Annotated in this window: 17 protein-coding genes; 9 read left to right on the top strand and 8 right to left on the bottom strand. The window is 60.9% G+C overall.

From position 1 onward, the window contains the following. Positions 1-575 precede the first annotated feature (575 nt). On the bottom strand, positions 576-3,065 hold the full coding sequence (locus tag NMQ03_RS16430) for a polysaccharide deacetylase family protein (RefSeq protein WP_255173065.1): 2,490 nt from the start codon (positions 3,063-3,065) through the stop codon (positions 576-578). Positions 3,066-3,286: 221 nt separating this feature from the next. On the opposite strand from NMQ03_RS16430, the gene NMQ03_RS16425 reads away from it, so the two are divergent. Then, positions 3,287-4,693, top strand: a complete 1,407-nt coding sequence (locus NMQ03_RS16425; RefSeq protein WP_255173064.1) for an O-antigen ligase — start codon at positions 3,287-3,289, stop codon at positions 4,691-4,693. A gap of 668 nt (positions 4,694-5,361) precedes the next feature. Then, positions 5,362-6,531, top strand: a complete 1,170-nt coding sequence (locus tag NMQ03_RS16420; protein ID WP_369693189.1) for a glycosyltransferase family 4 protein — start codon at positions 5,362-5,364, stop codon at positions 6,529-6,531. Positions 6,532-6,611: 80 nt separating this feature from the next. Here the strand turns inward: NMQ03_RS16420 and galE are convergent, their stop codons facing one another. Further along, on the bottom strand, positions 6,612-7,631 hold the full coding sequence (gene galE / locus NMQ03_RS16415; RefSeq protein ID WP_255173063.1) for a UDP-glucose 4-epimerase GalE: 1,020 nt from the start codon (positions 7,629-7,631) through the stop codon (positions 6,612-6,614). A 583-nt stretch (positions 7,632-8,214) separates the two neighbouring features. On the opposite strand from galE, the gene glmS reads away from it, so the two are divergent. The 3 genes from glmS to NMQ03_RS16400 all read left to right on the top strand — a co-directional run bounded on the left by glmS (position 8,215) and on the right by NMQ03_RS16400 (position 13,031). Beyond that, entirely contained in the window at positions 8,215-10,107 is a 1,893-nt protein-coding gene (gene glmS / locus NMQ03_RS16410) for a glutamine--fructose-6-phosphate transaminase (isomerizing) (protein ID WP_255173062.1), read from the top strand. A gap of 194 nt (positions 10,108-10,301) precedes the next feature. Continuing rightward, complete coding sequence (locus NMQ03_RS16405) at positions 10,302-11,129, top strand: MBL fold metallo-hydrolase (protein WP_255173061.1); 828 nt, start codon at positions 10,302-10,304, stop codon at positions 11,127-11,129. 846 nt (positions 11,130-11,975) lie between these two features. Further along, positions 11,976-13,031 (top strand): MinD/ParA family protein, encoded by a 1,056-nt coding sequence (locus NMQ03_RS16400; protein ID WP_255173060.1) that lies wholly within the window; start codon positions 11,976-11,978, stop codon positions 13,029-13,031. 937 nt (positions 13,032-13,968) lie between these two features. On the opposite strand, the gene NMQ03_RS16395 is transcribed toward NMQ03_RS16400, so the two are convergent. Further along, positions 13,969-14,709 (bottom strand): hypothetical protein, encoded by a 741-nt coding sequence (locus NMQ03_RS16395; protein ID WP_255173059.1) that lies wholly within the window; start codon positions 14,707-14,709, stop codon positions 13,969-13,971. Between the two features lie 157 nt (positions 14,710-14,866). Here NMQ03_RS16395 and NMQ03_RS16390 point away from each other — a divergent pair, with 157 nt between their 5' ends. Continuing rightward, a complete protein-coding gene (locus NMQ03_RS16390) occupies positions 14,867-15,217 on the top strand; it encodes a hypothetical protein (protein ID WP_255173058.1) in 351 nt (116 codons plus the stop codon). On the opposite strand, the gene NMQ03_RS16385 is transcribed toward NMQ03_RS16390, so the two are convergent. Together NMQ03_RS16385 and NMQ03_RS16380 are read right to left on the bottom strand one after the other, a co-directional pair. Then, positions 15,218-15,631 (bottom strand): PepSY domain-containing protein, encoded by a 414-nt coding sequence (locus NMQ03_RS16385; RefSeq protein ID WP_255173057.1) that lies wholly within the window; start codon positions 15,629-15,631, stop codon positions 15,218-15,220. 371 nt (positions 15,632-16,002) lie between these two features. Further along, positions 16,003-17,163 carry an acyltransferase gene (locus NMQ03_RS16380; protein WP_255173056.1) on the bottom strand — a complete coding sequence of 387 codons (1,161 nt, stop codon included), beginning with the start codon at positions 17,161-17,163 and terminating at the stop codon, positions 16,003-16,005. A gap of 234 nt (positions 17,164-17,397) precedes the next feature. Between NMQ03_RS16380 and NMQ03_RS16375 the strand changes: the two genes are divergently transcribed. Continuing rightward, a complete protein-coding gene (locus NMQ03_RS16375; protein ID WP_255173055.1) occupies positions 17,398-18,798 on the top strand; it encodes a glutamate decarboxylase in 1,401 nt (466 codons plus the stop codon). Positions 18,799-18,814: 16 nt separating this feature from the next. Then, positions 18,815-19,684: a class II glutamine amidotransferase gene (locus NMQ03_RS16370; RefSeq protein ID WP_255173054.1), complete on the top strand. Its 870-nt coding sequence runs from the start codon at positions 18,815-18,817 to the stop codon at positions 19,682-19,684. A gap of 18 nt (positions 19,685-19,702) precedes the next feature. On the opposite strand, the gene NMQ03_RS16365 is transcribed toward NMQ03_RS16370, so the two are convergent. Beyond that, positions 19,703-20,767 carry a sodium:calcium antiporter gene (locus NMQ03_RS16365; RefSeq protein WP_255173053.1) on the bottom strand — a complete coding sequence of 355 codons (1,065 nt, stop codon included), beginning with the start codon at positions 20,765-20,767 and terminating at the stop codon, positions 19,703-19,705. Positions 20,768-20,952: 185 nt separating this feature from the next. Between NMQ03_RS16365 and NMQ03_RS16360 the strand changes: the two genes are divergently transcribed. Further along, complete coding sequence (locus NMQ03_RS16360; RefSeq protein WP_255173052.1) at positions 20,953-21,465, top strand: hemerythrin domain-containing protein; 513 nt, start codon at positions 20,953-20,955, stop codon at positions 21,463-21,465. Positions 21,466-21,504: 39 nt separating this feature from the next. Here NMQ03_RS16360 and NMQ03_RS16355 read toward each other — a convergent pair whose 3' ends face one another. Both NMQ03_RS16355 and NMQ03_RS16350 read right to left on the bottom strand, forming a co-directional pair. Continuing rightward, entirely contained in the window at positions 21,505-22,428 is a 924-nt protein-coding gene (locus NMQ03_RS16355; RefSeq protein WP_255173051.1) for a DMT family transporter, read from the bottom strand. A 54-nt stretch (positions 22,429-22,482) separates the two neighbouring features. Beyond that, a complete protein-coding gene (locus NMQ03_RS16350; RefSeq protein WP_255173050.1) occupies positions 22,483-23,166 on the bottom strand; it encodes a VTT domain-containing protein in 684 nt (227 codons plus the stop codon). Positions 23,167-23,236 lie beyond the last annotated feature (70 nt).

Here is a 23,236-nt window from a genome sequence, read left to right as displayed (position 1 = left end):
CGCTATTTATGCAGGGGTCGCCTCTTCCCGGCGGGTTCCGGTCATATGGTCGTTCTGGCCGGAACCGGCTGGAGCGTACATCAAACGGTACTTGAGGAGAAGCTTCAAGAAGCAAGATGAGCCAGATGAGACGTTCCGCTATCAATTCAGGAGTGAGGGATCAGGCTGCCCACGGCGCAATCTGGTGAAATGCGAGCTATATCTTGCCCAATCGGGCGACAACAGTTCGTGTGGTTCGTTTACCGCCAGCCGCCCTTCATCTTGCCGGCATTTCTGCCGTCAAGACATAGCCTGTCACAGTTGTTGAGGGTTCAGTTTGCAGCCGGAGCAAGCGCGTTCTCACCGTTATCAGGTATCTGGCGCAGTGGTGGTTGACAAGAGGCAAGGCGCGCCTGCTGATTGTTGATTTGATGTTTTATTCCCGTGGATCTCGCACATGTAGATTCTTCCTGGTTCAATGCGACGGTAGGACGGGGCTGAATTCGCTACGGGGGGACAGGGCTGGATTCGCTTTCGAGTAGGTTCATGACTAAGCCTCCGAACTGCAGAACCGGACCAAGGGCCGACATCCAGTGTCACTCGCCGCGCATGACCTGCCCGATTGTTCGTATGGGCATACCCACTGAGTTCGCATAATCCAGAATTGCCGCTAGGTCTGCCTTGTTGACATTAGTTGGGCCGGAAGCACCGGAAACCACGATTTGGTGCACCATGAGTGTCAAGTGGCGGCCGTGGGCCTTAGCGAAGTCGATGTAGCCCTGAAACGTAGCCACAGGAATATCGGAAGTCACCGTTACCGCCTGATGCCGCATAGGCTGTGTTGGGAACTGGGCTGGAGCATAGAACCCGCCGGTATGACGTGCCCAGGAGAAGAACTTCCGACATATCTTTGTTGCAGCGACGTTGTTAGATCCAATGGGCCAGGCGAAGTAATCCGCGCCCTTAAAACCTTCAGTTCGCAGCCAGGATTTTAGGCCGCCCAGTTCATCGGCCAACTCTTGGGCAGTGAGGTTTGCCATCCCTCGGTTGTGATTGGCAGTGAGATAGGCGTGGCCGCCCATCTCGTACCCTTGCTTGTCTTCTAGTTCGTGGGCTTGGTCAACGCTGAAACCCTGCACATAGGTTGCCGGGTTGGAACCGAAGACCGGCGAACCTGGCATTTGATCAGTGATGAGTAGCATCGTGGCTGCTGCACCGTATTTCCCAAGAATTTGGGGCAGATAGGTGTACTGGCTGAGTAAAGAGTCATCGCAGGTTACGGAGATGACGCCGGAGGGGTATGCGTTCTTCGGCGTGTACGTACCGATCTGCTGGACGTTGACAGTAAGTGGTCCTGAGTTCTTATCCGTGACCCTGATTTTTACGTTGGTAATTGCAGACAGATTCACTGTCCCAGTTGCGTTAGATATGTCATTTGACGGCACATAGAACCAAGTCCAGTCGTTGGGTAATAGGACTGCAGACACGCCATCGCCCTGTGATTGCGCTTGAATCGACGTGTTGAAGGATGCGTAATTGTTTTGTCCCCAGTAGAGGATGATATTAGCAAGCCTGTCCGGGTTATCGACTTTTAATTGGAAGGCGAGGCCCTTGCCGGTTAGGTTCAGTTGCGGCAAGGTGGGTGATATTACTTCAACCGTGCCTCCGCTACCACTGGTTACGGCTCTAACTGACTGCGTGCCAATCAGGAAGTCCGCAGTATCAGCTGCGAAGTTGGTCCCGCCTGCCGTCGACGCAACGCCCCAACCGTTTCCGTTTTGGAAAGTTGTTAGTGGCGTCACCACAGGCTGTGGTGGGAATGTTGTGGGTCCAACGCCAGCTAGGGACTGGGTTGTAACAGACTGCGTCGCGGCGGCGACGGTAGGAACCACCGTGGCTGTTCCGCGATTGATTGTCCAGGTCCCTCCAACAGTGCCGAGCCAAAGATCCAGCGCTAGTCCGGCTTCAGTAAGTTTGGGCAGGACGCATGAGCGGTAGCGGTTCTGGGTTGCTATCGCGTTGGTCGCACGCTTGAAAGTTTTACCACCGTCCTCCGACAAGGCGAGGTACACGTCGCCGCCCCCGCTGTTCAGCGTTGCATCCTGGATAACCATTAGCACCTGTGTGCCAATCATCATGGCGTCAATATGCCATGGTGACCTACCGGAACCCCACGCAAGGTCGAATGTCACGTCCCGGTCGTAGGTCCATGGGCCGTATGGACTGGATGCCGTGAAACGCTGGATAATACGAGGTTGGTTGAGAATTTCTACTCCCACCATCACCCAGTTTTTATTGGAACCGTCCCACCAGACAGCCGGAGACATAATGCGCTTAACGCTGTCAGGATAGCCCATAACTTCCTTTGGCGTGGTCCATGTAATGCCGTCTACGGATTCCATCAAGGCAATTTTTTCCGCTGCCGTCCCGGTAGATGAGTAGTCGCGGTAGAAAAGCAAAAGCTTCCCGTCTGGGGACTGGATCAGATGAGTGTCCGAGTTATACCCATTGGGTGGTGTCTGTACCAGGGGGTTAGCCACGCCTGGCGGGGTAACCCAGTTAGTCCCGTCCTCAGAGACATATATGCACGGGTTTTCCACTTGGTTGTTGGAGTTGAAATACGGGGTGGACGCTGCCCACCACTGGTAACCGTTAAAACCATTGGGAAAAAACCGAACGGAAGGATGCACGGCAACTCCCGTCCCATCAGGGGTCGTCCATGTGGTCGGAGTGGTAGGGCCTAGCCTGAACCTATTCAGATCCGTAATACGCAGTTCAACGCCTGTTCTGTTGATACCCGCGGTTGCCACAGTTGCTGTGAGATCAGGAAGTTGTGCGATCGGGATCTTAGCGTTTTCGTCCAGCGTCGCAACGCCCAAGGGCGCGCCCTTTTCGGACGCTGGAATATAGGAGCTGGTAGCGGCCGGATCACTTGTGGCTTGAGCGCTGTTGGCAGCCACGACCGATATCACGGAAGCGCCAGAAAGGGCGGTCACGAGCGTCCCAAATCGTAGAAGTCCTCGCCGCTTGACGCTGTAATCATGGCCAGCGCCGGGTTCTTCACAATCGCCGATGTCTTTTCCCATATGCAGAAGCTATGGCGCCAGAAATCGAACAACCACCGTGTAAGTTACCCGGTTTACTGCGAAGGGACTACTTATCTGGAGTGTGGATTACTCGAGTCTGGCTGCACCGCAGTAAGAGATCTACGGGGGGCACCTACATGCCAGCCTCCAGCAGCGAGGGGCTGGCAAACATGCTGGCTTTTGTCAGCGGGTAGGATTATGTGATCTGGGGAAGGCTGGGAATGACTGGAATCTTGATTGCAGCGGGCGGCGTGCTCGCCATTCTCGTGGTGGGTTTCTATGGGCTGAGGTTCGGAGCGGTCAAGCCGCACCAGCGGCGTAAATGGGTTGCCTCGGGTCTGTTCCTGGTTGCCACGCTGTCGCCCATTGCTGTTACTCTGCTGTCGCCGCGCAGCGGTACAGGCGACGGGTTCAGCGAGTTCAGCGAGGCGCCGCAAGGCCCTGCCGTGTCCCTGATCATCCATGGCGTTGGTTATATATTTTTGGCCTGTGCCGCGCTACTTGTCCTGACGCAGATAGATAGAGGCTTAATCTTTCCCGCCCCGGCATTAGGAATGGTGGCGTATGCAGGGGCAGGATGGGTATCGTCGTTGGTCAATGACCAACGAGTGAGCATTGACCTGTTCTACGCGGCTTTAGCTGTGACGAGTATCCTGACTGCCACGAGCGTTTCGCTCTCGCATGCCTTGCGTCTGACCAGGGTAACGTTGCGCGTATACGTCTGGCTGAGTTTATTCCTTGCAGTCGCCGCCCCCCACCTTGCTTTTTGGGACGGACAGGGCCGGACCTGGTTCGGCCTATCGCAGCTCGCCGGCGTCACTACACATCCTAACGGCATGGGGACCGTCGCTGCTCTTGCCGTGATCGTCGAACTCATCCGCGTCGAAGCTCTGAAACGTCCTAAGGTATGGCACTTGTTGGCAGCGATTATCGCTTTGCTTGCTACACAGTCGCGCGGTGCGTGGCTAAGCGCCCTTGTTGGGGTGCTCGTCTACCTGGGTTTCCGAACGGGGGTGCGGTGGGTCACCATTGCCGTGCCAGTCATTATGCTTTTGCTTCTGGCCGCATCGACGCTCCTTGAGAACGTATTTGACGCTATTTCGCATTGGAGCGCTGGAGGCGACATCTCAACGCTGAATGGGCGTACCACCATTTGGACTAATGCCCTTGAAGCCGTCCGACATAGCCCAGTCTTTGGGACGGGCCCACGTTCTTTCGACCTCGAATACCGGTCCAAAGTACTCGGGTTGGGCGACCTGATTAGTTCCTCAAACGCACACAATCAGTTCGTTCAAACGCTAGTGGAGCGCGGTGCTCTCGGGCTCGTGGTGCTTATGGTATTTCTGGTTGTGCTGACGCGCTCGGCAATGCAGGTGAAAAACCCCACCCGGGCGGGTTTGTTGGCTGTGTTGGCTGTGTTTATCGCTCGGTTCGCCGTCGAAACACCGCTCAACATATCTACAGCGTCCCTCAACGGTGCGCTACTGGTAGTGGTTACAGTTCTTGTGGCTGCGGCGAGTAACCAGCCTCACGTGCAGGCAACGGCCAAGCCACCCACGCCTGTGGTCCGACTCCCGAACATCTACGACCCCTTATTGCGTACTCAGGCTTCTGCACGGAAGAAGTGATGGAGGTCAGACTCTGCCGGTGCTGCCCACGGCTGGCAAAGGAGCTCGTCTACCCAATCCGTTCTAGCCCAGATGTATGGCATGGAACACGAAATTGGTCTGCGTTGAGAAAGCATCTGTATCGGCCATTGCCACTAATTGAGTGTGCCCTCAGTTTGACACATGCTTTAATTAGACCAAATTTTTGAAAGAGATTTGTTGCTAGTTCGGTGGTGACTCTAATCGAGCCAAAAGGAAGGGATTCCTCAACGCGATTCGAGTTAGACGCGGGTGGATGCGCAAAAGAGAGCCCTATCGCTATCCAAAAGAGTTCGATGAGTCGCGTGGCTTATACCTATCGACCATAGACCGCACGTCCCTTTTGTATCTATGTCTACATAAATAAAACCTGAAGGGCCGTGGCTGCCAGTAGTGTATTCGATTGCCCCGGGCTTAGAAGATGCGTCCGGAGGCGCTGTTGTCTCGATGCTGTAACCTGAATAAATCCGGGCTCGACTTCGGTCGTTGACAGGCGACCATGACCGCTATCTTTGTATCAATACTCATGGTTTGGTAGACCTGTCATACGCTTTCCGCTATTCGACCACTTATGGCCTGCGGATCATCATTTGGGACTTCTAGTCCAGGGCAGAAACACGCGGTTCCATGGGCGCGGATAGACTTACAGTATGAATAATCCCGAACATGAACGCCCCATGCGCCCGCCACTTCGAATTGCCCTGGTGCACAGCTTTTACTCATCCCGGAACCCAAGCGGAGAGAACTCAGCTGTCATGCAGCAGGCGGAGGCCATGCGCCGTGCTGGTTACATAGTCGAGGTATTTGGCCAGCGCACAGATGAACGCGAACTAAGCAGACTCTACCCCCTCGAGGCCGCTCTCACGGTAGCCACGGGACGCGGACCGAAGCCAGATATGCGCGAGTTTGAACCCGACCTCATTCATATCCACAATCTCTTTCCTAACTACGGGAAGTCTTGGATTCAGTCCTCGCCGGTGCCAGTTGTGACGTCAATCCACAATTATCGACCGTTATGTGCCGCCGGGACGTTCTACAGGGATGGGCGAGTCTGTACTGATTGTTCGGACGGGGGATCCAGCGTTCCTGCTCTAATGCATGGCTGCTACAGAGGCCGTGCCCAGACTGTTCCAGTGGCGATTGGTCAGCGATTTGGAGCAGATGCGGGGTTACGCCACTCGGACGCGGTTATTGTGCTATCCGATCAGATGCGCGCTATGTATGCTCAATCAGGTTTGCCATGGGGCAAGATGCACACGATACCCAATTTTCTTCCGAAAAGCCTAGATAGCGGAGTAGGAGCCGGGGAAGGTCGTTTTTGGCTTTACGCCGGCCGCCTTTCAGAGGAGAAGGGGATTCTCGAGCTGTTGCGCCGCTGGCCCGCTGAGTCAAAACTTGTACTGGTAGGGTCCGGCGAGCTTGAACCGCAAGTTAGAGCGTTGGCCAACGAAAACGTGAGTATTTTGGGCCCTGTAGATAGGACACGTCTCATGGCCCTGATGAGAGATGCAACCGGCGTTGTATTTCCGTCTAGGTGTTTCGAGGGATTTCCTCTTATTTATCCAGAGGCATTGTCTGCAGGAACCCCCATTCTGACTTGGGCGCCGAACGTTGTTTCGACCTTGGTTAGGGCCGAGGGAACCGGGCTCGTGGGGGGGAGCGAAGATATGGAAGACCTGGTGAGGGTTGCAGGCGATTTGTTCCCAACTCTTCGCTCACATTGCCGTTCAATCTACGATTCAAAATATAGTGAGGAAAAATGGTTGCTTACGATTGATGCGGTTTACCGATCGGTACTTCAGATATCAAATATTGCTTGAGCGACTCTTTCCATGCTCGACCATAGCCGCTTATGGGGAAAGTCTTGGGTGGGGAACGTTTCAAACTATACCGATCGCAGTTATAGGGAAGAATCATATCCGCGCGGATTAGATCGCTGCCAATTCCAATGGTCCGCGCACATGCGAGCGAGATCCCGCTTTGCGGTCCACCGTAGTTGATTTCGGGCGGAAGAAGCATCAGCGTAGCTAAGGGCAGCGTCCCCTTTTCTGCGGGGTGCAAACTCGTATGGGATTTTTTTGCTTACTACGGTGCTGAAAGCTTCAATGACTTCCAACACAGAAGACCCTTGCCCAGTTCCCAGATTCCACTGAAACGCACCTGTTCGATCCTTGAGGAAGTGAAGAGCGGCGAGGTGTCCTTCTGCCAAGTCCATGACGTGGATGTAATCTCTGATTCCGGTTCCGTCAGGAGTGGGGTAGTCATTGCCGAACACCATCACGGCTTTGTGGCGGCCTACGGCAACTTGGGCCACGAATGGCACGAGGTTATTGGGTATTCCTCGCGGATCTTCGCCTATGCGGCCGGACGAGTGAGCTCCTGCAGGGTTAAAGTACCTGAGTAAACCTATACTCCAGCGCTCATCGGCAGAACTAATGTCTGTCAGAATATCTTCAATTTGCTCTTTCGTTCGCCCATACGGATTGGTGGCGTTTAGCGGCAAACTTTCAGGCAAAGGTACATCTTCTGAAGCTCCGTATACGGTTGCCGATGAGCTGAAAACCAGCCGCCTCACGCCCGCGGCGTTCATACCGTCCAAAAGGTTGAGTGTGCCGACGACATTCGTTCGGTAGTACCTTAGAGGGTCTGCTACAGATTCTCCCACTGCTTTCAGCCCGGCAAAATGAATTACCGCGTCAAAGGAGGCACCCGAAAAGACTGATGCAACTGCAGAGGCATCCAGCAAATCCCCTTCAACAAATTCGACGGTCCTGCCTGCTAGATCCTGCACACGCCGCATAGATTCGAGACTGGAATTCACAAGATTATCGAAGACAACTACCTCGTGTCCTTCTTCCAATAGACAAAGCGTGGTGTGGGACCCGATATATCCGGCGCCGCCGGTGACCAATACCTTCATGGACTTCAGCTTAGAGGGGTATACCCTTTTCGTGGAATCTAGTTCGCCGGACGGGGCTGTATATGGTACCGGCCCTGGGCGCCTCCCAACTTCACAAGTGGTTCCAAGTGTCTGGATACTGCTCGTCCCAACATAATAAAACAGCGTTGATCAGTTCGCTCCGCCGCCAGTAAAGCCCTTCCAACTGAGGTGCCAAGGACGCTGTCATCTAAGGTGGTCAAAGGGTGTCGCTGCCAGATTTTAGTCACTCGAATACGCCCCTCGAATGCGGCAAGGGTGCGGTTTGTTGCCCAAGCATGCAACTTCTGGAACTGTGACACGCTTCGGAACACTGCCTCCCTCGTCTGGGTGGTATAAATGGCCCTGTGAGAGTTTTGCTGCCCTGGGGGGAAGGCGACATTCCTTTGGACTGTCCCCACCAATTTGTAGGTCTTTGCCCGACGTGTCAGGCGAACACCCTTCGTATAGAGGCATTCCGTGAGTCTTGCCAGGAAGCCAAACTACAAAGTTAGACGTTCGCTCTCAAGCTTGCCAGTCCATTCTGAGCAGAAATGTGAACGCACAGAACCGATTGGGGGCCTTTATGTGTGGAATCGTGGGTTACGTAGGCCGTTCGGTTGACGGTGCAATTAATGGTCACAGTGCGTTGGATGTTGTCCTGGAGGGGCTGCGGCGCCTGGAGTACCGCGGTTATGACTCTGCCGGTGTGGCTGTGGTGTCCCAGGGGGTTATCGAGTCGCGGAAGAAGTCCGGGAAGCTGAGCAACCTGATTGGTGAGCTGGAGGCCCGGCCGTTGCCGGAGACCCTGACAGGTATTGGCCACACGCGGTGGGCGACGCACGGCGGCCCGACGGACCGCAACGCGCACCCGCACCTGGCTGATGGCGGCAAGCTCGCCGTGATCCACAACGGCATCATTGAAAACTTCGCCGAGCTCAAGCTCGAGCTGCTGGAGAAGGGCGTGACGTTCCTGTCCGAGACGGACACGGAGGTCGCTGCCGCGCTGCTGGCCGACATCCTGCGCAACCAGCTGGGCGGGGACCCGGCCAACGGTGGCCTGACCCGGGCCATGGAGCTGGCGTGCCAGCGCCTTGAAGGTGCTTTCACGCTGCTGGCCGTGCACGCGGACCAGCCCGACGTCGTCGTGGCCGCCCGCCGTAACTCACCGCTGGTGGTGGGCCTGGGCGAGGGGGAGAACTTCCTGGGTTCGGACGTGTCCGGGTTCATCGATTACACCCGCCGCGCGGTGGAGCTGGGCCAGGACCAGATCGTCACGATCACCGCCGACACCGTCACGATCACCGATTTCTTTGGCAACCCGGCCCAGGGCAAGGAATACCACGTGGACTGGGACCCGGCTTCGGCCGAAAAGGGTGGGTTCTCCTCGTTCATGGAGAAGGAAATCCATGACCAGCCCGACGCCGTCGCCCAGACCCTGCTGGGCCGGTCGGACCTGGACGGCAAGCTGACCCTGGATGAGCTGCGGATCGACCCGGAGCTTTTGAAGCAGGTCAACAAGATCATCGTGCTGGCCTGCGGTACCGCCGCGTATGCGGGCATGGTGGCGAAGTACGCGATCGAGAACTGGTGCCGGATCCCCACCGAGGTGGAGCTCGCGCACGAGTTCCGTTACCGGGACCCGATCCTCGACGAGAAGACCCTGGTGGTCTCCATCTCCCAGTCCGGGGAGACCATGGACACCCTGATGGCTGTCCGGTACGCCCGGGAGCAGGGCGCGAAGACCATCTCGATCTGTAACACCAACGGCTCCACCATCCCGCGTGAATCCGATGCCGTGCTTTACACGCACGCCGGTCCGGAGATCGCGGTGGCCTCGACCAAGGCGTTCCTGGCCCAGATCACCGCCGCGTACCTGCTGGGCCTGTACCTGGCGCAGCTGCGCGGGAACATCTTCTCGGGCCAGATCAAGGACGTCCTGGCGGACCTGAACAAGATCCCCGCGAAGATCCAGACCATCCTGGACAACGCCGGCCCGCTGCGCGAGCTGGCCCGGTCCATGGCCAACGAGAAGTCCGTGCTGTTCCTGGGCCGGCACGTGGGCTACCCGGTGGCCCTCGAGGGCGCTTTGAAGCTCAAGGAAATCGCGTACATCCACGCCGAAGGCTTCGCCGCCGGTGAGCTCAAGCACGGCCCCATCGCCCTGATCGATGAAGGCCAGCCCGTGTTCGTGGTGGTCCCGTCCCCGCGCGGGCGTGACTCGCTGCACGCCAAGGTGGTCTCCAACATCCAGGAAGTCCGTGCCCGCGGCGCCCGCACCCTGGTCATCGCCGAGGAAGGCGACGAAGCCGTGAAGGCCTACGCCGAGTTCGTCTTCTACGTCCCCGAGACCCCCACCCTGCTGATGCCCCTGCTGACCACCGTTCCGCTGCAGATCTTCGCCGCGGAACTCGCCGCAGCCAAGGGCTACGACGTGGACCAGCCCCGCAACCTCGCCAAGAGCGTCACCGTCGAATAACCGGCACACCGCAGGACAACCAATCGCCGACTGTGGCTATCGCGGCACGGCAACTGCTTCGGCGCGACTCAGGAGTCCGTTTAGGCCTCTCCGCGTCATCCGCTCAAGAACCTCCGATCCCGGAAGCAGCGGCTTCGTGAGTAGAATCGGGGCCATTACGAACAATCTGCTCGTCGGAAAGATACGGAGAAACAATGTTGGAATGGCTCGAAGTCGGCACAGACAACTATGTGCTGGTCACTGAGGGATCCCTTCTTAACACGGGTCTTATCGTCGGCTCTGAGCGCGCCATGATCATTGACACCGGATGTGGTCCCCGTCAAGGACGCGAGATCCTTGATGCGGTTAGAACAAAGACTGACCTGCCGCTCGTGGTTGCCAACACCCACGCGCACTACGACCACTTTTTCGGCAACGCTGTTTTTGCCGACGCGGGCGTCACTGAATTTTGGGCCCACCAAAAATGCGCCATAGCTATTGATCAGCGCGGGGACCTCCAGCGGCGGCATGTGGGAACACTTGAACCGGAGATGTCCGCCGGTGAAGGGGAGAACGTTGAACTCGTGGTGCCGAACGCCATCGTGAGGGACCAGCCTGTCTTGGTTGACCTTGGCAACTTGACAGCAACACTGTTTTATCTCGGCCGCGGCCACACCGACGGTGACCTTCTGGTTGGCACTCCAACCACTCTATACGTCGGCGACCTCGTGGAGCAGGGCGCGCACCCCTCCTTCGAAGACGCCTACCCTGAGGAATGGGCTGACGTTCTCAGGCACATTTCCGCGCTGCGCCACCGCTACGAGTTCCTTATCCCCGGTCACGGAACGCCGTGCAGCGATCAGTTCGTCAAGACCATGGCCACCACAATGACGACAGCCGTCCGCCAGGCCCTCCAGTCCATCCGCGATACCCCCAACGACGCTACAAAGGCAATACCTGTCTTGCCCTACGGCCCTGAGCAATCGCGGTGGTTCATCAAGCGGCTTCAGGAGACCAAATGGAACCCACAGGAAGCGCTCTAAGTGCAGGCGTTCGCTATACGCCCTCTTGGACACGAGTAAGTCCCGGAGGGATGAAAATTCCGGTACCGCAGATCTTCACTACGCGGCAAATACTTGACATGACTTGTCAAATTGTTTGGCTCGTGCTTAGGTCATGAGCAGTAAGCAAGCTTATGACCGATGGAGATTATTGTGGCCTTTTCTGACTACGCCCTAGCGCTATGCGCACTGTTGGCTACCTGGCTCGTCCCCTTTGTCGTTCTCTACCAGATCCTGAGGCTCAAACGCCGCGCACTTCGTATCCCCGTGCGCCCCACACCCAGAGGTACCAAACGCTGACTATGCCGTACGTCGATATCAACCCCCACAAAGGTCGCCCCAAGTGGGTAGGCTACTCCATCCTTGCACTTCTCCTGATACTCACAGCAGGCGTGGTTTCTGCGGCACTCATCCACCACTGACGTGCAAAGACGCGGCCAGGTTAGTGCTGAACCCGTAGACTTGCTTATTGAACCAGTGCCGCAGAACCGTTTGCCGAAACGTCCGGGGGGAACAGACATGCCACATCCGGCGGATCAAAATGCAGGCGCCCAAGCAGAGGATGCAAGGCAGCCGCAGCTGCGCCGACGCCGCGACGTTCGTCGTGCTGACAGCTCAGCTACGGATGCTTGGACAGGAACCATGCCAGACATTACCCCCGATATGTCCAGTTCGAACGAAGCCGGGAAGCTGGCGACGCGTCGCTCCTCTTGGGCGGAAGCGGCTGCCGCAGCTGACGCTGTTAGGCCGTCCCGTTCACCATCGCCCCCGCCGTCCGCACACGGGGCTGCTAGTCCTCCAGTCGCTGCACCCGCCCCTATTGCATCCGTGCCCGCGGCGGTTCCCACTGACCGCTCGGGTGAGATTGCTACAGAAGCCGCTTCGCCGCTGTCCGACGCACCTGCCTTCCGCCGCAGCCGGCCAACTGCGGCGGACGCGATCGCTGATAGCCCCATGCCGGACTTCATCAGCTCGCCCGGCCTGTTCGTCAAGGAGCAGAAGCCGCGCCCCAAAGGCGGCATACGTGGCGCCCTTTACAACCTGACCGGTGGCGCCTGGAACCTTGGGCCGGGCCCCAAACAGCGTCAGGAGGATGAGTTGGGCCGCCGGATCTCGCGCCAACTCCAAGGCAGCTACAACACCGCGATACTCAGCCTCAAGGGCGGGATCGGCAAGACCTCCACCACAGTGGGCGTGGGCTTGACCCTTGCCGAATACCGGGGTGATGCTCCTTGCGCCATTGACGCTAATCCTGATTCCGGAGACCTGGTGGAGCGTGCCCTGGGCGAGGGCATCTACCAGCAGGCCAGCCCGCGGACTATTACGGACCTGCTGGAGAATATTGAGTCCATCGATTCCCTGACGGCATTGGCTCGGTACATGCATCACGCCGGCCGGTTGCACCTCATAGCAGGGGAGCAGGACCCGGAGGTCTCGGACTCCCTGACGGCGGAGGAGTACCTGCGGATCCGCAAACTCATTTCCAGCTATTACTCGGTGGCGCTGACAGACTGCGGCACAGGCGTGACCCACAACGCAATGAGAGGGATCCTGCAGTCGGCCGACAACTTGGTGATAGCCGCCGGCTACGCGGTGTCGGGCGCAAAACGGGCGCGCAGTACCCTGCACTGGCTGGCAAGCCACGGGTATGAGGACCTAGCCCGCAACGCGATTGTGGTGATCACAGACAAGGACGAGGTGTCCTCTCGAGTAGATAAGGACGCCATCGAGGAGCACTTGGCGGGAATCTGCCGTGAACTCATCGCAGTACCACATGACCGTGGCGTTGCCGACGGCGATCTGGTGACCCTCGACGTGTTAAAGCCCGACACGCGGCGTGCGTACAAGGAAATCGCCGCAGCAATTGTGGACGGGTACCGGTAGCGTTGGACGCGCTGACCGATCGCGGCGGGTGGGACAACGGGGGCTGATGCCTCGGCCCCTTCATGCTGGTGGCAAGTACTAGGGGTCAGCAAAGACAAGTACTTCCTACGGATCAAAGTTTCCGAGGGGGCAAATAGCCTGCATGAATGTTGCGGACCCTGATTCGAATGGTGGGGCTTGGCCCCCAGTGCCGATTTTGCGGAGTAGCGCTCAGGCGTACCCCCCCTCCCGTATTTTGTTCTCGAGCCTGTTTGGAGAGCTGGCAATATCGGCGGGAGCACTTTCCCCAAGGGCTCAACGTTCCCCGCTATCGAGACATTGACGGACTGGCGGTCAACGACGCCCCGGACTAGGCACTAAGTCTGGAGCTCCGGGATCTCAGCGGCCGCCTACTTGCTCGTCGCAAGCCGGATGCCAGCGGCACGTGGGGTGCTCAACTATAAGGGCCGCTTATTTTCTCGCAACCGACTTGCGCAAAACCGGAGAAGTTGGAGAGCTATGGCAGGCACGGCCAAAAACAACGCTTTGCCCTGCCCCTGGGAATTCCACTCTCGAATCCTGAAACCTCCTCAATTACGAGCAGAAACTATATCCAGTTTGGTTTTGCGCGTTCACTGCCGCTTGGGAGGGCGAATCCGCGCAGGGCACCCAAAGTGCAGGCCGTTCAGTCATCCTGACCCGCAATGAGGTGGACCATGCCCGTCGGCACCCCGGGCAGTGCCGGATCGGCGTGTGGTCCGGCATGCGCCTGATAGACGGCGTGGTGGAATCAGAGGCAGGAACTTTCAGGGTGGTCGGGCTTGAACCCGACGACCGTGATCTCCGTCCGTGCGACTACGACTGGACGGTTCCCGCTGCCCCGCAGTGATGCGACGACTTGTGGTGGTCCCCGGCCTCAGCCGGGGACCCGCCGTCGTACTTTCCTTGCGCCGCCTCCCTACGTGTTGGGCGTCGCAGCCTTCTTCTGCAGTGCTTCTGCCATCTTCTGCACCTTGGCACCGTAGCCGCCGTTCAGCGCGGTGTCCTTGATCTTGTTCGCCTGGGAATCCAGGTCGGCCGGGGCGGCATTCTTAAGTGCGGTCAGGTCAGCCTGAAGATTCGCGGGGAGCTTGGCGAACAGCTTCGGGTGGTTGATGAGCTGGTCGGCCACCTGCCGCAGCCCGGCACCCGGGTTGTCCGAGCTGAACGCGGTCCGCAGCTCCTGGCGCAGGACGGCCAGGCCGGTGGCGGTCTTCTCGAGCGCCTCGGCACGCTTCTGGATCTCGGCGCCGTACCCGCCGGAGAGGGCCGTGGTCTTGATCTTGTAGGCGTCCTTCACCCGGTCCGCCGGAGCGGCATCCTTCAGCGTGGTCACGTCCGCCTGCAGGGCGGCGGGCAGCTTGGCGAACAGCTGCGGGTGGTTGACCAGGGCTGCGGCTGCCTTGGCCGCACGGTCCCCGGCAGCCTGCGGGCTGTCCGCGTTCAGGCTCAGGAAGGCCTGCAGTCCGCCGGCGCCCTTTTCCGCCTTTGCCCCGCCGGTGGCAGCAGAGGACGTGGATGCGGCCGAGACCGGCGCCGTTGTGTTGGGTGATGCGGACGCGGCACCCACGCCCGCCGCGGCCATGGCGCCGGCAGCCACGAGAGCTGCCGCTCCGACTCCGATGCGGGTCTTCATTGACGGGATTGATGGCTTCACCACGGTGTGTCCTTCCACAATTTGCGCGTGCGCCCAGGCCCGATTGCATGGACCAGCACGGGTTCACTGTAAGAGCGCAGGCTGGGGAAAAGCTGAATGCAGGCTCTGACTTTCACCCGGTCCTTACCCGCCAGTCTGGAGGGCAGATTATGCTCGAACTATGGCAATGCACGATTCCCCCGCGAAGCCCTTCAGCGCAGGCACCCAAGGGCTGTGGCGGCGGCGGATGTGGATGTGGATTGTTGCTGCCGGATTGGACGTGTACATCCTCGGTTTCGTCATCGGACTCCAGCCATCGGGCCCCCTCTGCGGCAGCCCGCTGCTGCGGGAGAGCCACGCGGCGGAACTGATCGGCCTGCAGAAGGCCGGCATCGGGGCGGCGGCCGTCTGCTACAAGAACATCGATGCCGATTCCGTCCCTGTCTGGACCCTTATGGCCCTGGGAGTCTTCATGGTTATCGCGGGAGTTGCCGTCCGGATTATCATCATCCGGCGTTCCGCACGCGTTTAGTCAGCCCTTCATTCCACCGCCAGGACCGCCCGTTTCCGTGGAGGTCACGGTGAAGGAAGCGTCCAGGTAGACGGTGGCGCGCGTGCCGTCCGCCGTGATGATGTGCGCCTCGTAAACGGCACCTTCGGCATCGTTTTCCACCCGCTGGATGGTGGCGCCGGGGTTGGCGGCCAGCGCGGCGTCGGTAACCTTCGTTGCCGTGTCACCGGTCAGCAGCGTTTCGGTGATCCCGTTGGCCTGGTGGCCGCCCTTCGACTCGTCGCGCGGCTGGGCCTGCGTGGTGGACTGGCTCGAGCCCGCCTGGCTGGAGTCGGTGCTGGCGGCAGTCGCCGGCAAGGCCGTGGTTGCCAGGGCGCCGCCGATCGCTGCCGCGAGGGCCAGGCCGGCCAGCGTTGACTTCATGCTGTTTTTCATGGGGCTCCTTAGATGTTGGCCCTCCCGCTGGAGGGAATACACCAAGCATCGGGGACCTGCCTGTCACCGGTTTAAGCCGGCCCTGTGCGGGCGCTGTGCATGCTTCCGTTCATTCCACGGCGCGCTAATGGTGAGAGTGCCGGACGTGGAACCGCGGCGTAAAAAATTCGTCAAGGTTTCGGCCGTGACGGCCGGATCCCGGCTGATCGGGTGTGTCCGGGAGTACCTTGGATGCAGTGCCGCTGCCTCATAACCCCCCAAGTTGAGGCGGCGGCACGTTTTACTTTCCGCCGGCCCGGTCAGTCGCCGGTGTCTTCCGTGGAGCTGGCATCAATCGCCAAGGGGAAACGCAGCGCAGTGGTTCATGGCCTTCAGCTTAAGGAAGAGCTCATGACCGGCGTTGCGTTTGCGTCGCTCAGGGATCGATCGGGATGAACAGGTGCCGGTGAGAGTCCCCGGCTGAGGGCCTTCTTGAACGGTGATGCGAAGCGCCGCTCGATCAGTCTGTGGATCAGCCACGCCAGCGTGACGGCGAAGGCCGCGGCGAGGGCAACGGAAGGCCAAGGGCCGAGGGCGTGATGCACGGTCCTGATGATCCACCAGCCCCACATCTCGTGGACCAGGTACAAGGGGTACGTCAACGCTCCGGCCACGCTCATCCATTTCCAACCGCGGTGGCGCAGCGGGGTGGTGGTGATCAGGGCCACAACAGCGACGAAGGCCAGGATCGCCAGCCACATCACCCCAAGCGAAAGGTCCTGGCCTGTGCTGTGAGACATGGCGGGGAGGAAACCCACCGATGTCTGGTGGCAGGAGAGCAGGACGTTGACGGCGACGGCCAGCCAACGAACCAGGTTATGTCCATAAGCATGGATCAGGTAGATACCCATGCCAACGGCAAAAAGCGGTGAATAAACGGGGATGAGGAGTGCCTGAACCATTTCGGCGTCCGCTTGGATGGAGAGCATCCCAAGGAGTGGCCAGAGAAAAATGAATGCGAGCAGTTTCCGCTCCGTCATTCCGCGCCAGAGAAAGAGAGCAATGGTCACGTAGAACAGCAACTCGACCCAGAGGGTCCAATAAACCCCGTCCAAGGACGGGACATTGACGGCCTGCTGCAGCATGGTGAGGTTGAGTGCGGCATCAGCCCACGACACCGTATTCAGGTTCCCGGGGCTGATGACGAGAAGCAGGACTGCCGCCAGGATTACGGCAGTCCAATAGGCCGGGAAGAGCCTGGAGATGCGGGAAGCGGCAAATTGGCCTACAGACCGCCCGTAAGCAGACATGAGGATCACGAATCCACTGATGATGAAGAAAAGCTGGACCCCCAGCGCCCCGTAAGCAGTGATTCCCGACAGGCGCGGAAACACCTCCTTGGCAGGAACACCCCAGAATTCCGAGCCGGCGAAAGCTGTGTAGTGGTAGAGCACCACCCCCATGGCCGCCGTGAGACGCAGGCAGTCGAGGAGGAGAAGCCTCGGCCGGGCTGTGTTCAGCACGGCCGACGTGGACTGCGGGAGTCGCGGCATGGGTCTACTTTCGCGGAAAAATTGTGATACTGGAGCCTAGTGATGCTATCAAGCCCATTTCGGTTGTAAGAACAAGCAAAAGTCATAAAGCCGCGAACGGCGGATTCAGGATTCATGTCACCGCCGTGCCTGCTGCCGTTCTCCCCGCGTGCATGAATAATACGGAGTGCTGGGAACAGCGGATCTGCAACGGCGAGCGCAAGCCTGCCACGACTGCGGGCGAAGGAAGCAGACATGACCAGGTCACACCGGAGCGCAGGGCATGAGCCCGAGGCGAGCGTTGAGCTAAACCCCCTTTTCAGCTTACCGGGGGAGTCCACCATCTTCCCCCGCTTCACCATTCCGGACGGGGAGTCCCTGCCGGGCACCGCGTACCAGGTGGTCCACGACGAGGTGATGCTGGACGGCAACTCCCGCCTGAACCTGGCCACGTTCGTGGGCACCTGGATGGAGCGGGAAGCCTCCCAGCTCTATGCCGAAACGTTCGACAAAAACATGATCGACAAGGACGAATACCCGCAGACCGCACTGATCGAGACCCGCTGCTGGCGCATGCTCGCGGACCTGTGGAACGCCCCGGACCCGGCCGCCGCCGTCGGCACCTCAACGGTGGGGTCCTCCGAGGCGTGCATGCTCGGTGGCCTGGCGCTCAAACGCCGGTGGCAACACCGCCGTCGTGCCGCCAAGCAGCCCACCGACTCGCCCAACATCGTCCTCAGCTCCGCCGTGCAGGTGTGCTGGGAGAAGTTCTGCAACTACTTCGAGGTGGAAGCCCGCTACGTGCCCGTGTCCGCCGACCACCCCACGCTGGACGGCCACGACCTGGAACGGTACGTCGACGAAAACACCATCGGCGTGGTGGCCATCATGGGCGTCACCTACACCGGCGCCTACGAACCCGTGGAACGGATCTCCGCCGCGCTGGACGCCATCCAGGCCAGCACCGGCCTGGACATCCCCATCCATGTGGACGGCGCGTCCGGGGCCATGGTGGCGCCGTTCCTGCAGCCGGAACTGGTGTGGGACTTCCGGCTCCCCAGGGTTGCCTCCATCAACACCTCCGGCCACAAGTACGGGCTGGTGTACCCGGGCCTGGGCTGGATCGTGTGGCGGGACGCTGACGCACTGCCCGGGGACCTGGTGTTCCACGCCAGCTACCTGGGCGGCGACATGCCGACCTTCGCCCTGAACTTTTCCCGGCCCGGCGCCCAGGTGCTGCTGCAGTACTACCTGTTCCTCCGGCTGGGCTTTGCCGGCTACCGGTCCGTGCAGGCCAGCTGCCGCGACGTGGCCCGGTACCTGTCCCACGAGATCGGCGCCATGGACGCCTTCACCCTCTGGAGCGACGGGTCCGACATCCCCGTCTTCGCCTGGCAGCTCACCGACGGCCACACCAAGAACTGGAACCTGCACCACCTCTCCGAGCGCCTGCGCATGAACGGCTGGCTGGTCCCGGCCTACCCGCTGCCGGACGGCCTCGCTGGCATCACGGTGCAGCGGATCGTGGTCCGCAACGGCTTCACCCGCGACCTTGCCGCCAGCTTCCTGGCCGACCTCCAGAAGGAAGTGGCCTACCTGGATGCGCTGACGGCGCCCATGCCCACCGAGCAGCAAAAGGAAGCATTCCACCACTAGCTTGTGAGGAGCATCCATGTGCCGGTTGTTCGGGCTCCACGCGGGGTCCCGGCCCGTCCGCGCCACCTTCTGGCTCCTGGACGCCCCGGACAGCCTGTCCGAGCAGAGCAGGAGGGAGCCCGACGGCGCGGGGATCGGCACGTTTGAGGCCGACGGCGGCGCGCGGGTCAGCAAACGGCCGCTCGCCGCATGGGAGGACCACGCCTTTGCCCGGGAGGCACGGCAGCTGGTGGGCACCACCTTCCTGGCCCACGTCCGGTACGCCAGCACCGGCGCACACACCCTGGTGAACACGCACCCGTTCGAGCAGGACGGGCGGCTGTTCGCCCACAACGGCGCCTTCCACGGGCTGGACCGGCTCGACGCGCGGCTGACCGGCCTGGGGGTGGCGGAACTGGTGCAGGGCCAGACCGACAGCGAACGGCTCTTCGCCCTGATCACCGCTGAGACCCGGCGCGCTGGCGGGGACGTGACGGAAGGAATCGCACGCGCGGTGGGCTGGATCGCCGTCGAGCTTCCCGTCCTTGCCCTGAACCTGATCGTCACCACCGCCACCGACCTCTGGGCGCTCCGCTACCCGGCAACCCACCCGCTGTTCATCCTGGAACGCGACCCGTCAGCCGAGCCGGCCCCGGCGGCACCGCTGGATGCGCGGAGCCACCGGATCCACTCGCGAAGCACCGAACTCTCCGCTGCCCGTTCCGTCCTCTTCGCCACCGAACCCATGGACCACAATCCCGGCTGGCGCCCCCTGGCGCCGGGGGAGCTGGTGCACGTTGGTGCGGACCTGGCGGTGACCTGCACCTTCCCGTTCCCGGACCAACCTGCCCACCCGCTCACGCTCGCCGACCTCGATCCGTTCGCGGCGGCGTCGCAAACGTCCTGACGGGTCCCTTTGGGGCGGTCAGGACATGGTGGCCACGGCGAACAGTCCGGCAACGCCCACGAGGTACAGGACCAGGACCACCAGTGAGTCCATGCCCATGCCCAGATGCTTCTTCTTCGGACGGAACAGCAGGCCCAGCAGGTAGGCCAGGGTCAGCAGGATCGCCACGGCGGTGAGGTAGATGTCCGTCGCCTGGGCCTGGGGCAGGACCGGTTTGCCGGTGATCAGGACCGCCACCAGGAACAGGACCGGAAGGAACGCGTTGCCGCCGAAAATGTCGCTGAAGGCCAGCTTGTAGTCGCCCTGCTTCACGGACGCCAGGCCGGTGGAGATCTCGGGAAGGGAGGTGGCCAGGGCCAGGAAAGTGGCGCCGAACAGGACGCCGGACAGGCCGATATGCCCGGCGATCGCGTCACCGCTGCGCTCAAGGACGACGCCGGCCCCCAAGGTTGCCAGGGCCGCCACGGCGAAGATCAGGGCTGACTTAGCCGTGCCGATGTGCCGGTTCTTATCTGCGGCCTTCTTCTTGGAGTGGCCCTTGGGCTCGTCCTGCCCGCCCGGGGCGTCGCCCTGCTGGTGCCAGGGCAGCCCCTTTTGGGAGCGCTGGACCAGGACAAGCCCAAGGATCCAGATCACGGCGATCAGCACCGCGGCAGGGGTCAGGTGCAACGCCACCAGCGAGCCCGGCATCTGGCTGCCGGCGATCACCACGCCCAGCACCGCGATGACCGTGACGGCTTCGATGACCAGGGTCAGGGACGCCGCCTTGTAGCTGAGCGGATCGGTGCCTTTGGTTCCAAAAACGTCCAGGATCACCAGCACCACAGTCTGGATGGCGATGCCGCCCAGGATGTTTCCCACCGCCACGCCGATGTTGTTGGACAGGGCAGCGCTGACGGTGATGGCGATCTCCGGCAGGTTGGTGGCGATGGCCAGCAGGATCAGCCCGCCCAGGGCCGAACCAAGGTGGAGCCGGTCATCAAGGACGTCCGTCTGTTTCGACAGCTGGATGCCGGCCACCCAGATCACCGCCGCGGCACCGGCGAAAATCAGGAGCAGTACCGCCAGCGGCAGTGCGTCCATGTCTCGTCCTCCCTGCGTGGTTCTTGTCAGCGTCTTAGCGAAGACGTACCCACCGGGCGGCCCGCATCCGTGGTTGCTGGCTGGGAATGCGCTGGGAATCCATCACTTGCAGGGTGCGCTGGTGGAAGAAGGACTGGTGAGGGTAAGGATTAGTGCATAGCTACCAGCCCGCCGAGAGGACCCCCATGGACATCGTTGAAGTGATTTTGAATGACCACCACGAGCAGCGGCGCCTGTTCGCCCTGCTCGATGAAATGCATGCCAGCGAAACATCCAGCCTGGACGCGGTGTGGAAGCGCATGCGCATCCTGCTGGAAGTCCATGCCAAGGCGGAAGAGGAACTTTTTTACCCGGAGCTGCTGGAGCTGGGGAAGGGAGCAGGTGGAAAAGACTCCGCCGAGGACGAAACCACCGATGCCATCCACGACCACAACGAAATCCGGGACGCCATCGCTGACGTTTCCAAGCACCCGACGGGTACACCGGAGTGGTGGGCGGCGGTGGCGAAGGCCAATGAAGCCAACGGCGACCACATGGCAGAGGAAGAACGTGAGGGGTTAACCGATTTTCGGCAGCACGCATCCTTGGAGCTGCGGCACCGCCTTGGCCTCGCCTTCAGTATTTTCGAGTCACAACATGCCGCGGGGATTGAACCCCAGGACGTCAGCCCTGAAGAGTACGTCCGCGGCCACGGATAGGTCCTTGGCTCCGGCCTCTTCTTGCCAGCGCCGCCGGAATCAGCCTGGAGTGTGCCCGGACTCCACCGCGGCCGGTTTCTTGACGGTGGCCAGCAGCAGGACTCCGGCGACGGCGATGGCTCCCGACAGGAGGAACAGGACAATGGCCAGCGGCGGTGCTGCGTCCGCTTCACCCAGGATGGTGATGCCAATCGCGACGGCGACGAGCGGGTCGATGACGGTCAGCCCGGCGACCACGAGCTCGGGCGATCCCCGGGTGTGGGCGTTCTGGACCAGGAAGCTGCCGGCCAGGCCGGCAATCACCAGCCCCGCCAGGCAGGTCAGGGACAGCCATTCGAAGTCGCCCTGGAACAGCCGGGCGATCACGGTCTTGGCCAGCGCCGCGACGAACCCGAACAGGATCCCGGCGCCGGCGGTGAAGACCACGGCGTGCGAGCTGTGCCGCCACAGGAGATAGGCCACGGCGACGCACACCAGGACCACGGCGAGGACGATCAGGATGGTCAGCAGGTGCCGGTCGCTGATCTCCACGTCTTCTGCGGACAGCGCCGCCACGGCAACGAAGATCCCCACCCCGCCAACGCAGAGGGCGACGGCGGTGAGCGCCCGGCGCCCGGGCCGCCGGCGGTTCATCCGGGCTGTGGCGAGCGTGGTGACCACCAGTGCCACGGCACCGATGGGCTGCACCACGATCAGGGGCGAGAACCGGAGGCTGGTGAGCTGGAGCAGGATCGCGGCGCCCAGCATCGCCGTCCCCGCCAGCCATGCCGGTTTCCGGACCAGTGCCTGGAGGCGTCCGCCGCCCATGCTGCCCGCCGCACGCCCGGATGCCGCCGGCTGGTCTCCCACGGCGCGGTGCTGGAACAGGGTACCCAGTGCAAGCAGGACGGCCCCGGCGGCGGCGATGGGAATCCCCAGCCAATGGTAGGACGTCAGTGCGGACACGGCCGCGGCCTGGATCATGATCAGACCTTACCCACCCCGCGCCCCGGATGATCACCCTGCCGCGGTTCCGAATTACTGGCTGCGTTTCCGCCGCCGGTTTTTGAGCAGCTCGATGCCCACCGGGATGAAGGAGGCCAGGACGATCCCGACGAATATCAGGTCGATGTTGGCCCCGATCCAGTCGTACCGGCCAAGCCAGAAACCCAGGAGGGTGACGCCGACGCCCCACAGCAGGGCGCCCACGGCGTTGTACGCAAGGAAGGCCCGGTAGCTCATCTTTCCCACGCCTGCAGTAACGGGAAGGAAGGTCCGCACAATCGGCACGAAGCGGGCCAGGACCACGGACCGGCGCCCGTATTTGAGGAAGAAGTTGTGGGCCTTGTCAGCGTATTCGCCGCGCAGGAGCCTGGACCCGGGCCGGTTGAAGACAGCCGGCCCCGCCTTCCTGCCGATGAAGTACCCGGTTTGGTCCCCGCCGAGCGCGGCAAGAAATGCGGAGCCCGCCAAAACCGCGACGGGGACCTGGATGGTTCCCGTTGCCGCCAGCAGACCGGACGTGAACAACAGGGAGTCCCCGGGCAGGAAGAACCCCACCAGCAGGCCCGTCTCCACGAAAAGGAACGCGCAAACGATCAGGACCAGCCACGGGGCCAGGGCCGGGTCCCGGAGGAACTCGTTCGGATCCATCCATCCAGGCAGCAGGCCGGTTACTGGATGGACCGTGGAGGCGGAGGCGGCCAGGATGAAGAGGTGCATGGGCTCAACTTATGCGACAAACCTTAACGCCCGCCTGCGCTGCCCCGAATGATCTTCGCAAAACTACTAA

The sequence above is a fragment of the Arthrobacter sp. DNA4 genome (assembly GCF_024362385.1).
Classification (GTDB): Bacteria; Actinomycetota; Actinomycetes; order Actinomycetales; family Micrococcaceae; genus Arthrobacter.
The sequence above is the reverse complement of the archived record's forward strand: the minus strand, read 5'-3'. Positions and strand labels throughout refer to the sequence as shown.